Below are 14288 nucleotides of genomic sequence, written 5' to 3' on the forward strand. Positions count from 1 at the left end.
AAAGAGGGGCGCTGCCCGAACGATGAATCTGTTTCGTTCGGGCAGCGCCCCTTTGCTATTTTTTGATTCTTGATTCAAAGATCAGCGTTCAAAGCTTAACAGCAGACCACCTTGGAATCATACTGGAAGCTGTAGCTGTACGCCTGATGCTGATAGCACGGAACGTCCACACCGTCCACTTCTGCATGCGGATAGCCGAAGTTGTTCAGGACGCCGTCCTTCTGCAGGCAGGAATACTGTGCAACCTTCGGATCGGAGGAAACCTTCGCGGTGATGGCCGGATTCAGTGTCAGGTCCCGGCCTTCGGAGAGTTCCACCCATTCCTGGTTGTTGCCCATCCAGTACTCTGCCTTCAGGGATTCTACCGTATCCTTGTCTGCCTTCTTGTCCAGCTTCTGGACCAGGACTGCCTTCAGAACGTCTGCCGGATCTGCCTCGACCCAGCCCAGCTTGGAATCATAGAACTGGGCTCTGCAGTGCTGTGCCGTTGTCTCGTCTTTGGCAGCAGCGGTGTCTGTACCCTGAATACGGATGCCGAAGATCTCTCTTGCCGGGATGCCCTGGGCACGGAGCAGGGAAACATATACGGAGCTCAGGTCTGTGCACTTGCCGCCGGCTTCCTTGCCAGCTGCCTGATCCTTCAGGATCTGTTCAACGTCGCCTCTGCCGCAGCCGATGGTGCTGTCGATACGAACCAGGTTGGCCACTTCCCAGTTGTAGATGGCCTTCGCCTTCTGAACTGTTGTCTTCGCATTCGCGGCCTTCACGATCTTGTCGGAAGTCTCCTTCACGATGCCGGACTTCAGGTTACCGCCCAGAGAGGATGTGCCCAGGTATTTCTTCAGCTGAGCCTGTGTCATTCCGTTTCTCTTCTCGCCCTTTGCAGCCGGAACGACGGCTTTACGGCATACATAGAAAGAAACCGTTGCGACACGCTTATCCTGCGGCGTGTTCGTGAAGTCAAGGAAAGCAATCTTGTTGCCCTCGGAATCCCTCGTGATTCTCTTCGTGGTTTCTTCCGGAACATCGATCTTCACATCCTGGATCTTCTGATCATTGTTGGACTTCGCCAGCGGAACCCATGCCTTCGCAGACTTGCCGTTCTGCTTCGTCAGGTCAACCTTCGTTGTCATTGTACCCTGCTGCGTCGGAACGACGTGGAGCTTTACAGAAGCCTTGACCTTCTTGTTCGCCTTGGATGTGGCGGTAATCGTAACCAGACCTTCTGCGTTGCCCTTCACCAGACCTGTCTTGGAAACGGAAGCAACCTTCGCATCGCTGGACTTCCATGTAACAGTCTTGCTTGCCTTCTGCGGCTTAACAGACTTCACCTTGATCTGGCAAAGCCCGTTGATTCCCACAGAATACTTACACTGGGACTGCAGCGTGATCTTCTTTGGCTTAACTGTCTTCTTCTTCGTTTTCTTCGCAGCGAAAGAAGTCGTCTGGGCAATGCCGGAGAAACATACCGTTACCACCAGAGCCAGCAGAACGACGATCGCCTTACGCAGTGATGCGTTCTTAGACATGAATCATTCTCCCTTCAATGTCATCACAATACTTTATTACGTCAACCTATTGTATGAGTTGTTAATGAATTCGTCCAATAGGAAGATACAATGATTCCCAGGTATTTATTGACTTTTTCAATGAAGGGGTCCAGGGTATATAGAAAAAATGGTTGGGAAGGTCGTCCGGCGGGGTGCGGATCTGCGAAAAACTTCATTTCCGCACTGGGCTGCTGAAAGCAATGATTTCGACATTGCAATTAATTTACTTAACGCACAAGTATTATGCTCAATAGCTGCTTTGTCTGTCTGCCTGCCCGCTGAAGCACAGTGTGTTCGGGAATGATCGATCGGCAGACGGGTTGTTTTTTGTCCAGCACATCCGGCACATATACAATCTGTCCGGCCGGCCAGGTGCGGAAATAGGAATTTTTCCGGAATCGCACCTTCAGAGGCCGCCGGAATAGATTAACCGGGATTTTCTTTTGGTTTCGCACCCTCGCATACCGTCATTCGGGTGCGGATCAGGACATTTTGGGTGATTTCGCACATTGGAGGCGAGAAGAACGAGCCGGTGGACGGGACCCCGGGCCGGTGCTAAAATATGGGGTGCGAAAGAGATGTCACGAGAAGGTTATTTAATAGAAAGGAATCGAAGAGGTAAGGATATGGATCATGTGGAAACAGCGATGAAGCTGCATCATCAGGGATATAACTGTGCTCAGGCTGTGCTCTGCGCATTTGCCGATGACGTGGGCATGGACCAGAAGACGATGTTCCGGGTGGGCGAAGGGCTGGGCCTGGGTATGGGATGTATGGACGGGACCTGCGGTGCGCTGAACGCTGCATGTGTGCTGGCGGGAATCACGAAGAGTACGGTGGATATGGAACGGGCCAGTTCGAAAGGGGCAACGTACCGGTTCACCCGGGAGATGGTGAAGCGGTTCCGTGAGAAGGCCGGCGCCACTGCCTGTGCAGATCTGAAGGGACGGGATACCGGCGTTGTCATGATGGCTTGTCCGGATTGTGTCAAAACGGCATGCGAACTGGCCGAGGATGTTCTGGGACTGAAGTAGATGGAGTATTCGCTGGAGGAATTGAAAAACCGGTACCGTGCGATTCGGCTTTTTGAGGAAGGATCTGCGGAAGAAGAGAAGAAGCGGGTCGGGCAGACGGTCTGCGGATTTGATTTTGATCCGGGGCACTGCCGGCTCTGCATGTATCATGACACCTGCGCCGGACGGATCCGAGGTGCCCGCTCCGCCGGATGGCAAAGGCGGATGCAGTCGTTCCGGGCGCTGAATGAACTGGAACTGGCTATACGGAATTCACTGAATGAGAAACAGTCCCGGCAGGAGCCGCCCGGCGCCGGCGGCTCCGAACTGCCCCGCCGGCGCCGGTACGGTCGTCCGGACCCGGAAGAGGAACAGCTTCTGGCGCTTCTGGCCAAGGTCCTCCGGACCCTGGCCAGAAGTCCGGTCGTACAGAATACCAATGATGCGAACCGGGCAGAAGAGGCGTGCAGGATCTTCGAAGATCTGTATTACAGTACCGGGGATCCCGAGTACCGGGAGCAGATGGAGAGCTGCAGGCTTCTGGTCAGCCGGATGCGGTAGAAGAGGCGGGACATGAAAAAGCCCGGCGTCTGTGGACGACGGGCTTTCTGCTCAACATGTTATCACTATTTGAGTTGTGTTTCGTCTTACGTTAGAAATCGTTTCGATCTCTCAGAGACATCTCGTAATCTATATGAAGTTCTCTTTCATATTTCGGAATCAGATCTTCGCTCCGTTTCCTGCTGCACATACATTCATCGGAGACACTTCGTATCTGTTCTCTGATCATCATTTCGGGACCCTCTCCGATATTCGTTATCGTTCCACTGAGGTATCCTGACAGCTACGACCATTCTCAATTCCGTTTTCAATTACGATAACCAACCTTTTCCGGCAGGGCCCCGCTTTCGAAAAACCATTGCAGGAGGTTGTCAATCATTCCGATCGATTCGAAGAGCTCGAATCTTCCGTCTCAGTCAAAATTCTGTTCGATTTGTGACCCTTCTATGCGATTTTCCGAAAGCCGGAGCCGTGCCCTGAGATGTCACCTGAACCATTCGTTCTGATTCCCATTGGTATCAGCTCCTTTCTTTCTTTTGTTGTCTTCATTATAGGGACAGAATGTTTTCATGTCAATACATTTTCGAAAAATTTTTCAATATTTTATGGATTCAGAATAAATAATCAAGATTCCGGTGACAGGTCGAACGGTGAGCAGCAGCCCGGGGGACGCTGTATACATTCCGGACGGGATATGCTATAATACTTTGCGTTTGCAGGTTGAGAGTTGATAATTGAAAGTTGATATATGTATGCGAATTTTGTAATTTGTCTCCGTGCCGTTCTGCCGGTTTTCATGATGATTCTGATCGGAATGGGTGTGAAGAAGATCGGCTGGCTCACTACCGAGGAAGTGAAGAAGTTTAATAAGTTCACGTTCAATATGTTTTTTCCGCCGATGATGTTCCGGAATGTGTGGGAATCAGACATGTCCAAAGGGATGAGCTGGGGATTCGTCTTTTTTTGTGTTTTCACGATTGTGGCCACGGCGCTGATTTCTTCGCTGGTTTTCCGGCGGATCGAGAAGGATCCCCGGACGGTGGCGGTGATGGTGCAGGCCTCTTTTCGGAGTAATTTCGTGCTGATGGGACTGCCGATCGTGACGAATCTGTTCGGACAGGCCCGCATGGGAGAGATTGCCGCCGTTCTGGTGGTGGTGGTGCCGGTGTTCAATGTGGCGGCGGTGGTGGTGCTGGAAACGTTCCGGGGCGGAACCATTGATATCCGCAGCATTCTGAAAGGCGTGCTGACCAACCCGATCATTGACGGAACGATTGCCGGGTTTCTTTTTGTCGCTCTCCACATCCCGCTGCACCCGATACTCCGGGGGGTGATCAACGATATGGCCGATGTGGCCTCGCCGCTGGCGCTGATTATTCTGGGGGCATCCATCAGTTTTCAGTCTGTCAGGGCGGAGAAGCGGCAGCTGGTGATCACGGTGCTGACCCGGCTCCTGATCGTACCGGCCATCTGGACCGCCATCGCCGTGCCGCTGGGGATCCGGGGCATTCACTTCGCCACGCTGACGGTGATGCTTTGCGGGCCGGCGGCGGTATCCTCTTTCACCATGGCCCAGGCGATGGACTGCGACGGAGAACTGGCGGGGAATACGGTGGTTTTCACTTCGGCGCTGTCGGTGGGGACCATTGTGCTGTGGTTGTTCTTTTACAAAAACCTTGGAATGTTCTAGGGTTTTGGTGTCCGGAGAGCGGGTAAGTAGATTCTGTATAGTCGGATGCCGGCGGTGTGCCGGTGAAGAAGAGTTTAGTTAGAAGGAGATTAATTATGGCTGAGTGCAATCATGATTGCGATCATTGCGGTTCCAACGGCAGCTGCGGGGACCAGGGTCCGAAGAAGGCGCCGATGAATAAGAGATCGAATGTCCGGAAGGTGATCGGTGTGGTGAGCGGCAAGGGCGGAGTGGGTAAATCCTCTGTCACTTCCATGCTGGCTGCGGCGACCCGCCGGGCAGGGAAGAACGTGGCTGTTCTGGATGCGGACCTGACCGGACCGTCCATTCCGAAGGCGTTCGGCATTACGGAGCGGCCGATGGGAACCAGCGACGAGCAGATTATTCCGGTGAAGTCCGAAACGGGGATCGAGATTATGTCCACGAATCTGCTGCTGGAGAATGAGACAGATCCGGTTATCTGGAGAGGCCCGGTGCTGATCGGGGTGGTTGAGCAGTTCTGGTCCGATGTAGTCTGGGGAGATGTGGATGTCATGTATGTGGATATGCCGCCGGGAACCGGTGACGTGCCGCTGACGGTCTATCAGTCCCTTCCGCTGGACGGGATTATCATTGTCACATCCCCGCAGCAGCTGGTGGAGATGATCGTGGAGAAGGCCTATAACATGGCGGCGATGATGAATGTTCCGGTGCTGGGCATCGTGGAGAATATGTCCTACTTCCAGTGCCCGGACTGCGGGAAGAAGCATCAGATCTTCGGAGAAAGCCGCATCGATGAGGTGGCGAAGGCCCACGGAATCCCGAATGTGGTGAAGCTGCCGATGGATCCGGCGGTGGCCAGAGCCTGTGACGACGGCGTCATCGAGACGTATGTCAGCCGGGATATGGACGAGCTGGCAGCGAAGCTGGCGGAGTAGAGGTTGACGGAGGTAATTCCCTGACTTATAATTAACGAAGAAAAGATCCCGCATTCATGCGGGTGAGCAAGTACGGTTCATGGCCCGGAAACGGGCCTGGGCCGATTTTTTTCGCCCGGATGCAGGGAAGCGGGCAGAAATCCGGATGCGCCGGAGAAATGGAGGGAGTATGAAGAAAATGAAAAACGGACCGTGGAAAGCGGTCATTACATTTCTGCTGCTGGTGCTGGGCAATGCACTGAATGCGGCGGCGATCGCATGTTTCGCACTGCCATACGGCATGGTGGTTTCCGGAGTGTCGGGTATTGCGAAGTTTTTTCAGTATTTCTTCGGTGCGAATCTGAATATGGTGGTGTATGCGGTCAATATTCTGATTTTCCTGGTAGGACTATTCATTATGGGAAAGCGATTCGCCGCCACCATCATCGTGGGCACTTTCGCATTCCCGATCTGTCTGCAGTTCTTCAATCATCTGACCATGCTTCATCATCTGGTGGATGATCCGCTGATCGCCGCCATCTGCGCCGGCCTGCTGGACGGTCTGGGTCTGGGTATCATCATCCGGGCGGGGGGATCCACCGGCGGCATTGATGTGCCGCCGATTATCCTGCATTCGAAATTCGGGCTGCCGGTGGCGCCGGTCATGTATGCCATCGATTTCACCATTTTCATCATCCAGATTCCGTTCACGAAATCCAACGGTGTCATTCTGGGCATTATCTATGCGCTGATCTACAGTGTGGTGATGAACAAGATTCTGGTGTTCGATCAGGGCGGCGTTCAGATGCTGATCTTCTCCAAGGCCAATCAGGAGATCAACGAGCGCCTGATGCAGATGGGACTGGGATCCACTTTCCTGCATTCGAAGACGGGATATCTGGGAGAGGAACAGGACACACTGGTCTGTGTGACTTCAGCTCGGAACATCAATGCGGTGAAGAACGCCGTGTTCCAGTTCGATGAAAAAGCGTTTCTCACCATCAGCAGTGTCAGTGAGGTGAACGGCAACGGCTACACCCTCTGGCTGGATGACGATATGTACCAGCCGGACCGGGGAGAACGCAGAGCCGGCCGGCTGGTGAAAAAGAAATAGATCAGATTAGTCCGCCGTAGAGGTGCATCAGAATCATGCTGACCACCGGCAGGGTTCCCAGGGAAATCAGTGTGGAGAGGGCGACGCCTTCCGACGCCAGGTGACCGTTCAGATGCTGCTGTTCGGCCACGGCGGCGGTCAGCACCGCACAAGGGAACGCTTCGGCGTAGATACAGGTCAGCTTCGCCTCCGGGGTGATCGGCAGCCAGTTGACCAGGAAGAAGGTGAGGAACGGCATCAGAATTTCCGCAGTCAGACAGACGATCACCAGCTTGTAGTTCCGGACGATCGTGAGCAGGGGACTTTTGCCCAGAAGCACCCCCACCAGCACCATGGACAGGGGAATTGTCATATCCCCCATGGTACCCACAAAGGAGGATACCGGTCCCGGCAGTTTGATGCCCGCAAACAGCAGGACACACCCCAGGATGGTGGCGAACATGGGCATGGTGGCCATGGCCCGCAGGATCTGCTTCGGGTGGACACCGCCCTTCCTGCCGTAGTTCATCTGCAGAACCTGAAGACTGTACATATAGATGTTCAGGTTGATGTTCTGAATGACGAAGAGGAAGAAAATATCATTGCCGAAGATGGCCTTCGCCACCGGAAATCCCAGGAACCCGGTGTTGATGGAGGTCATGACGGCCATGAGGATGCCCCGGTCCTCCTTCGGCTCGTACCGGAGCAGTTTGATGACGACCCAGGAGACGGCGCCGGTGATCAGCATGCAGGCCGCATTGACCACCAGCACCTCCAGGGTTTCGGTCAGTGTCTCCCGGGTCAGGGACATGGCGGTCATGGAACTGATGACGAGGCAGGGCGTGGAGATATTGATCAGAAGACTGGTCAGGTAGGGAGTGGATTGATCCGGCAGTATTTTCACCTTGTTTGCCAGATATCCTGCGCCGATCATCACGAAGATCGTCATCACTTTTGTAAATACAGTTAACATTCTGTTTCTTCTCCCTCTGCTTTCGATTCTTCGGTTTTCTCTATGTCGTCTGCCGGTGCCTTCCCTGTCTTCCCGGCGCACTGGGGCAGCGTCCCGGGAAATCCCTGGGCATCCCCGTGTCGGGCAAAAAACTACTTCCGCATCGGGCCGCTGTTTCGTTCCCAGAATACGCCGTCCTCGTAGCCCTGAATCCGGCGGTCCGTTTCCGCCCGTTCCAGGCGGACCTCCGCCCAGGCGCAGTACTGAGGGTCCCGCTCAATACCCAGATAGCGGCGCCCCAGCTTCTTCGCCGTCACGCTGGTGGTGCCGGAGCCCAGGAAAGGATCCAGCACCAGGTCCCCGGGCCGGGAACTGGCCAGAATCATCTTCGCCGCCAGTTTCTCGGGCTTCTGGGTCGGATGGCCGGTGTTTTCGGCCATGGACCAGAAGGGAACGGTGATATCGTCCCAGAAATTGGAGGGACAGGTGTCCCGCCATTTTCCGGATTTATCCTCCCGCCAGTCCCTGGGCCGGCCGTTCTCCCGGTAAGGGGCCAGAACCCGCCGGCGGAGACGCACGGCATCCAGGTTGAAATAATACTTTTCGCCGGCGGTGGCGAACCAGATGTCCTCCATGGAATTCTTCCAGTTGGACGCCGCACCCCGGCCTTTCTCCCGCTCCCAGGTGATGCGGTTTTGGAGGACAAAAAAGTCCGCCATGACCCGGCCGATCACCAGGCTGCTCCGCCAGTCGCAGCACACGTAGACAGAGCCGCCTGGCCTGAGCAGCCGCTTCGCCTCGCTCATCCAGCGGCGGGTGTACGTTTCGTAGGATCCGTCATCGGTGCGGCGGAATGTCGCATCGTTGAAATGCTTGGAAAGATTGTAGGGCGGATCGGCGATGATGAGATCTGCACATCCGGCCGGAAGGAGGGGCATCACCGCCAGGGTGTCCCCCAGAATCGTGTGATCCTTCAGGTCTGTGAGACTGTCCGCCGGGCCGGACAGGGTCACGGTCCGGTCCAGATAAGGACCGAGCTCCGAAACCGGACGATCCAGCGTCTTGTTTCTCGGGGCTTTTCCTGTATTCTGCTTTTTCGTTTCCGGTCTCTTCATATATCCCCCATTCTTCCGCTGCCGGAACGGTTTCCCGGTTCCGGTGAATAAACAACCAATATTATAGCATGATTCTTCGGGTCATGGAAACAGAAGCGGCGGGCTGGGGGGACCGGATGGAGGGGCCGGGGCGCATACTTATGCAGGGATATGATATAGAATACATTCGATTGTTCCACTGACCCTGACATGGTATAATCAATTGTTATTAGAAGAGGAGGCATATCGTAATGGCGAAGTATGTTATGGCGCTGGATGCCGGTACCACCAGCAACCGCTGTATTCTGTTCGACCGGTCCGGCAGCATGGTCAGTGTGGCACAGAAGGAATTCCGGCAGATCTTTCCTCACCCGGGCTGGGTGGAACACGATGCGAACGAGATCTGGTCCACCCAGGTGGGTGTGGCGGTGGAGGCGATGGCGAAGGTCGGCGCCACGGCAGAAGATATTGCGGCCATCGGCATCACCAATCAGCGGGAGACCACCATTGTCTGGGACCGGAAGACAGGAGAGCCGGTGTACAATGCCATTGTGTGGCAGTGCCGCAGAACATCCGAATACGCAGACAGTCTCCGGGAGAAGGGCCTGACAGAAGTCTACCGGCAGAAGACCGGTCTGGAGATCGACGCCTATTTCTCCGCCACGAAGCTCCGGTGGATTCTGGACCACGTGGAAGGGGCCCGGGAACGGGCGGAGAACGGGGAGCTGCTGTTCGGCACGGTGGAGACGTGGCTGATCTGGAATCTGACGAAAGGGAAAGTTCATGCCACAGATTATTCCAATGCTTCCCGGACGATGATGTTCAATATTCACACCCTGGAATGGGACCGGGAGATTCTCCGGGAACTGGATATTCCGGTATGTATGCTGCCGGAAGTCCGGTCCTCCAGTGAGGTGCTGGGATATACGGATCCCCGGCTTTTCGGGGCGCCCATCGCCATCGGCGGCGCAGCCGGAGACCAGCAGTGCGCCCTGTTCGGACAGACCTGTTTCGAGCCGGGGGATGTGAAGAATACATACGGAACCGGGGGATTTCTGCTGATGAACACCGGAGATCAGCCGGTTATGAGCCGGAATGGTCTGGTCACCACCATTGCGTGGGGCATCAGCGGCAGGGTCACCTATGCGCTGGAGGGTTCAATCTTCGTGGCCGGTGCGGCGATCCAGTGGCTGCGGGACGAACTCCGGCTGATTGATTCCGCTGCGGATTCGGAATATATGGCGGGGAAGGTGCCGGACACCAACGGCTGCTATGTGGTTCCGGCTTTCACGGGGCTGGGTGCCCCGTACTGGAATCAGTACGCCCGGGGCACCATTGTGGGGCTTTCCCGGGGGGTGAATAAGTCGCATATTATCCGTGCCACCCTGGAATCTCTGGCTTATCAGGTGAATGACGTGCTGGAGGCCATGAAGGCGGACTCCGGCATGCTGTCTGGACGGGTGAAGGTGGATGGAGGAGCCTCGAAGAACAATCTGCTGATGCAGCTTCAGGCCGATATCAGCGGGGCGGAAGTCGTCCGCCCGGCCTGTGTGGAGACCACGGCCCTGGGTGCCGCTTATCTGGCGGGGCTGGCGGTCGGGTTCTGGGCGAGCCGGGATGATGTGCTCCGGAACTGGACGGAGGACCGGTCCTTCGCCCCGGAAATCAGCGGGGCGGAGCGGCAGCGGAAGATCGGCGGCTGGAAACGGGCGGTGCGCTGTGCGCTGGCCTGGGCCGATGACAGCGAAGAAGAGGCCGGCCGGAAGGAACCGGAAGTTCATCCGGAAGCGGAACTTCCGGAAACCATCATTGCCGCTTCCAAGAACGAGAACAAGATCCGGGAGATGGAAGCGATCACCAGGGGATTCGGTATGCGGGTGATCTCCCGCCGGGATGCCGGGGTGCCGGAGGATTTCGATGTGGAAGAGGACGGAGAAACCTTCGAGGAGAATGCGCTGAAGAAGGCCCGGGCCATTGCGGAGCGGACCGGGAAACCGGCCATTGCCGATGATTCCGGGCTGGCGGTGGACCGGTTGGGAGGCCGGCCTGGGGTCTACTCGGCACGTTTTGCCGGCGAACCGTGTGATGATGAGAAGAATAATGACAAGCTGCTGGAGGAGATGAAGGGCGTTCCCCGGGCGCAGCGGACCTGCCGCTTCGTGTCGGTTATCGCACTGGTATGGCCGGACGGCCGGGAAATCACGGCCCGGGGAGAATGTGAGGGACATCTGCTGGAAGAACGGAGAGGCACCGGCGGTTTCGGTTACGATCCGCTGTTCCTGCCGGACGGACAGACGGAGACGTTCGCTCAGATTTCTCAGGAAGTGAAGAATCAGATCAGTCACCGCTCCCGGGCGCTGGCGGAACTTGCCCGGAAACTGAAAGCGATGAAAGAATAGAAAATTGTGCTGGAGCAGACGGAGAGGACTCGTATGAAAGAACGGATCCGGATAATGGTGAGAATGGGAATCAGGCAGTTTGCGGACCCGTATTATCAGGGGTTTGCGGCGCAGATCGCCTTCTATCTGCTGCTTTCCATTGTTCCGACGGTCATCATTCTCATGCAGATCCTCAATGTGCTGGGCATCACATCCCTGGATTTCCTGTTTATCTGGCTGGACCGGTATGTGACGCCGAACATGGCGGCGACGCTGAAGGCATTTCTGGAGAACCGGTCCTCCACGGGGAATAACATCATCCTGATCGCCATGGCGATGTGGTCCGCCTCCCGGGCCCAGTTCGCTCTGATGCGGATCGCCAATTACACGTACAGCAGCGGCCGCACAACAGGGAACTTCTTCAAGGAACGGTGGCGGTCCCTGGGAACCATGTCCCTGACTGTGCTCACACTGGTCTTCGTGGTGGTGATTCTGGTATACGGCCAGATGATTCTCCGGCTGGTCTTCGGCCGGGTGATTCAGACGTCCATGATCTCCCGGCTGTGGTCCTGGCTCCGGTGGCCTCTGGCACTGGTGCTGTACTTCCTGGTCATTGTGTTCGACTATTATCTGCTCCCGCTGAAGAAGATGAACGTGCGGGATCTGCTGCCGGGGAGTATTATGGCTTCGGTGGGCATGCTGGTGGTGACGGTGTTCTACTCGATCTACACTAATTATGTGGTGGATTACGGTCTGATCTACGGCTCCCTGTCATCGGTGGCAGCGGTGCTGTTCTGGCTTTATCTGCTGTCCTGGGTGCTGGTGCTGGGCATATTGTTCAATAAGCTCTGGCGGGATACCAGGGATATGAAGGCGAGAAAAGAAAACGAATGAAGAATAAGGTGAATTTATGAAGAGACTGCTGCTGATCACGAATCTGTACTCGGGGACCCGGCAGGGTGCGAAGTATCTGGGAGATATTGTGGAAATATTTTGCCGTGCGGACTATGAAGTGGTGGTGGCAGCCACCACCGGGCCGGGGGACGGCACGAAGATCGCCCGGGAGCGGGCGAAGGATGCGGACGTCGTCGTGGCCTCCGGGGGAGACGGCACCTTCAATGAAGTGGTGGCCGGCGTCATGGAGTCCGGGGTGAAAGTGCCCATCGGTTATCTGCCGGCGGGAACGACCAACGACTTCGCTTCCAGTCTGAAACTTTCCACGGATCTGCTGCAGGCAGCCTATGATGTGGTGGAGGGGAAGCCGGAGACCATCGATATCGGCAGTTTCAACGGCCGGTATTTCTCCTATGTAGCTTCCTTCGGCGCATTCACGAACACTTCCTATGACGTGCCCCAGGGTCTGAAGAATTCGCTGGGCCACCTGGCGTATATTCTGGGGGGCATCCGGGACGTGCTGACCATCCGCTCCGTGGAAATGAAGTTCATGAATGAGGACGGACATATCTATGCCGGAAAGTACCTTTTCGGTGCGATCTGCAATTCCACCTCCATGGGCGGGGTGCTGACCCTCAGAGCGGATCTGGTGAACATGAATGACGGGGTGTTCGAAGTACTGCTGATCAAGAGCCCGTCCAACATCATTGAGCTGCAGCAGATTCTGATGGCGCTGACCAGCCAGAATTACGACAATTGTCCGCTGATTGATTTCTTCAGCACCAGCCATCTGGAGATCACGGCGGACCCGGATATGCCGTGGACGCTGGACGGGGAGTACCAGGCCGGCGCCCGGGATATCGACATTGTGAACCACTTCAGTGCGGTGTCGATTCTGGTGAATGATCATGAGAAACCCGGTGCGCCGGTTCACCGCCTGATGGATCCGTTCAACCAGGTCGTTTAAAGAAAGTTTCTTAAGAAAATCAAGAGAGTCTAAAGAATTATAAACGTTGAAAATTCAATGTCTGAACGGGAGTAACGGATGCACGGCACCGTCCAATTCTTAAGAAATGCGTTGACATCTTAAGAATTAACTGCTACTATGGGTAACAGTTAAACGAGTTATTTCCGGACGAAAGGATATTGAATTTATGATGGGCAGCAGTCAGAAACATCTGAAACAGCATGCGGCAGGGCGGCGGATTGCAGTTGTGATCATCGCAGTGGCGATGGCAGCGGCAGCGCTGGGCCTGACGGGCTATTCCCGCGTGAAGGCGCAGGAGAGCATGGGCTATCAGGTGCAGATCACTGATCCGTCCACCGGTAAGACAGTGTCTTTATATACCGATACCGCGAAGACACCGGCGGAGATCAGAACCGATCTGGCATCCTATGTGAAGGAGACAGGATCCGGCGTAGAGTCAGTCGATGTTTCTTCCCGGGAGGGAATCCGCACCGATTCCGAGAAGACGGAAGCGGGCAACGGAACGGTGTATTCCTACACGGAATTCCTGAAGCAGATTGTAGATAATCATTATATTGACATTACCACCGTGGAGAACTACCAGAAGACGGATCTTCTGCAGTACCGGAAGAGAACTGTGAAGACCGACTCTCTTCGGAAGACCACGAAGAAGGTGAAGGGCGGTGTCTACGGCAAGCGGGTTACTTCCTACCGGCTGGTGAAGAAAAACGGCGCCACCGCTTCTTCTGAGAAGCTTTCCACAGAGCTGGTGCAGAAGCCGAAGACGAAGGTGACCTATGTGGGAACCGGTTCGGTTCGTTCCCGGAGAGGGTACCTGGTTCGGGGCACTTCCGGACACAAGGTTGTGGATTTTGCAACCAACTGGATCGGCAATCCGTACCGCTGGGGCGGCACCAGTCTGAAGCACGGTGCGGACTGCAGCGGATTCGTGTACTCGGTATACCGTCACTTCGGCGTCAACCTGCCGCGGGTCGGACAGAGTGCTGTGGGAAAGAGAGTTTCCCTGCGTAATCTGAAGCCGGGAGACGAGCTGCATTATCCGGGCCATGTGGCCATCTACGCCGGAAACGGCATGGTGGTTCATGCGGTGAATCCGAGAATCGGCATCCGGATGACGTCCATGTACTACACAGGTCGTCCGTACAGCGCCACGAGATTTGTAACGAAGTAGAACGGAGG

The 14288-nt window shown here is 55.6% G+C and carries 12 protein-coding genes and 1 pseudogene; 10 read left to right on the top strand and 3 right to left on the bottom strand.

Annotated features, from left to right (window positions below; genetic code table 11):
- Nucleotides 1-95: 95 nt before the first annotated feature.
- Entirely contained in the window at nt 96-1529 is a 1434-nt protein-coding gene (locus BLQ24_RS06230) for a transglutaminase domain-containing protein (RefSeq protein ID WP_090163772.1), read from the bottom strand.
- Nucleotides 1530-2176: 647 nt separating this feature from the next.
- Between BLQ24_RS06230 and BLQ24_RS06235 the strand changes: the two genes are divergently transcribed.
- From BLQ24_RS06235 to BLQ24_RS06255, 5 genes are all read left to right on the top strand, one after another.
- Nucleotides 2177-2584: a C-GCAxxG-C-C family protein gene (locus BLQ24_RS06235; RefSeq protein WP_090163774.1), complete on the top strand. Its 408-nt coding sequence runs from the start codon at nt 2177-2179 to the stop codon at nt 2582-2584.
- Complete coding sequence (locus BLQ24_RS06240) at nt 2585-3124, top strand: hypothetical protein (protein ID WP_090163776.1); 540 nt, start codon at nt 2585-2587, stop codon at nt 3122-3124.
- A gap of 748 nt (nt 3125-3872) precedes the next feature.
- Complete coding sequence (locus BLQ24_RS06245; protein WP_090163779.1) at nt 3873-4814, top strand: AEC family transporter; 942 nt, start codon at nt 3873-3875, stop codon at nt 4812-4814.
- Between the two features lie 95 nt (nt 4815-4909).
- The gene (locus tag BLQ24_RS06250) at nt 4910-5731 is read left to right on the top strand and encodes an Mrp/NBP35 family ATP-binding protein (RefSeq protein WP_090163781.1); all 822 of its coding nucleotides are present in this window, start codon (nt 4910-4912) and stop codon (nt 5729-5731) included.
- A gap of 169 nt (nt 5732-5900) precedes the next feature.
- Nucleotides 5901-6824 (top strand): YitT family protein, encoded by a 924-nt coding sequence (locus BLQ24_RS06255; RefSeq protein ID WP_163427128.1) that lies wholly within the window; start codon nt 5901-5903, stop codon nt 6822-6824.
- 1 nt (nt 6825) lies between these two features.
- Here the strand turns inward: BLQ24_RS06255 and BLQ24_RS06260 are convergent, their stop codons facing one another.
- Nucleotides 6826-7776 carry an AEC family transporter gene (locus BLQ24_RS06260; RefSeq protein ID WP_090163785.1) on the bottom strand — a complete coding sequence of 317 codons (951 nt, stop codon included), beginning with the start codon at nt 7774-7776 and terminating at the stop codon, nt 6826-6828.
- Between the two features lie 131 nt (nt 7777-7907).
- On the bottom strand, nt 7908-8870 hold the full coding sequence (locus BLQ24_RS06265) for a DNA-methyltransferase (RefSeq protein ID WP_090163787.1): 963 nt from the start codon (nt 8868-8870) through the stop codon (nt 7908-7910).
- A gap of 230 nt (nt 8871-9100) precedes the next feature.
- Between BLQ24_RS06265 and glpK the strand changes: the two are divergent.
- From glpK to BLQ24_RS10355, 5 genes and pseudogenes are all read left to right on the top strand, one after another.
- Nucleotides 9101-10591: pseudogene (glpK, locus tag BLQ24_RS06270) on the top strand (glycerol kinase GlpK); the annotation flags it as partial.
- 66 nt (nt 10592-10657) lie between these two features.
- Nucleotides 10658-11248 (top strand): XTP/dITP diphosphatase, encoded by a 591-nt coding sequence (locus BLQ24_RS10350; protein ID WP_272867341.1) that lies wholly within the window; start codon nt 10658-10660, stop codon nt 11246-11248.
- 33 nt (nt 11249-11281) lie between these two features.
- Nucleotides 11282-12121, top strand: a complete 840-nt coding sequence (locus BLQ24_RS06275; protein ID WP_090163791.1) for a YihY/virulence factor BrkB family protein — start codon at nt 11282-11284, stop codon at nt 12119-12121.
- Nucleotides 12122-12137: 16 nt separating this feature from the next.
- Nucleotides 12138-13088 carry a diacylglycerol/lipid kinase family protein gene (locus tag BLQ24_RS06280; protein WP_090163793.1) on the top strand — a complete coding sequence of 317 codons (951 nt, stop codon included), beginning with the start codon at nt 12138-12140 and terminating at the stop codon, nt 13086-13088.
- A 187-nt stretch (nt 13089-13275) separates the two neighbouring features.
- The gene (locus BLQ24_RS10355) at nt 13276-14280 is read left to right on the top strand and encodes a C40 family peptidase (protein WP_090163795.1); all 1005 of its coding nucleotides are present in this window, start codon (nt 13276-13278) and stop codon (nt 14278-14280) included.
- Nucleotides 14281-14288: the final 8 nt, after the last annotated feature.

This window comes from Eubacterium pyruvativorans (assembly GCF_900102225.1).
GTDB classification, from domain to species: domain Bacteria; phylum Bacillota; class Clostridia; order Peptostreptococcales; family Anaerovoracaceae; genus Aminicella; species Aminicella pyruvativorans.

Coding starts and splice junctions, on each gene's coding strand:
- BLQ24_RS06250 (WP_090163781.1), top strand. CDS start 4,910: ATGGCTGAGTGCAATCATGATTGCGATCATTGCGGTTCCAACGGCAGC.
- BLQ24_RS06245 (WP_090163779.1), top strand. CDS start 3,873: ATGTATGCGAATTTTGTAATTTGTCTCCGTGCCGTTCTGCCGGTTTTC.
- BLQ24_RS06280 (WP_090163793.1), top strand. CDS start 12,138: ATGAAGAGACTGCTGCTGATCACGAATCTGTACTCGGGGACCCGGCAG.
- BLQ24_RS06230 (WP_090163772.1), bottom strand. CDS start 1,529: ATGTCTAAGAACGCATCACTGCGTAAGGCGATCGTCGTTCTGCTGGCT.
- BLQ24_RS06275 (WP_090163791.1), top strand. CDS start 11,282: ATGAAAGAACGGATCCGGATAATGGTGAGAATGGGAATCAGGCAGTTT.
- BLQ24_RS06265 (WP_090163787.1), bottom strand. CDS start 8,870: ATGAAGAGACCGGAAACGAAAAAGCAGAATACAGGAAAAGCCCCGAGA.
- BLQ24_RS06240 (WP_090163776.1), top strand. CDS start 2,585: ATGGAGTATTCGCTGGAGGAATTGAAAAACCGGTACCGTGCGATTCGG.
- BLQ24_RS06235 (WP_090163774.1), top strand. CDS start 2,177: ATGGATCATGTGGAAACAGCGATGAAGCTGCATCATCAGGGATATAAC.
- BLQ24_RS06255 (WP_163427128.1), top strand. CDS start 5,901: ATGAAGAAAATGAAAAACGGACCGTGGAAAGCGGTCATTACATTTCTG.
- BLQ24_RS10355 (WP_090163795.1), top strand. CDS start 13,276: ATGATGGGCAGCAGTCAGAAACATCTGAAACAGCATGCGGCAGGGCGG.
- BLQ24_RS06260 (WP_090163785.1), bottom strand. CDS start 7,776: ATGTTAACTGTATTTACAAAAGTGATGACGATCTTCGTGATGATCGGC.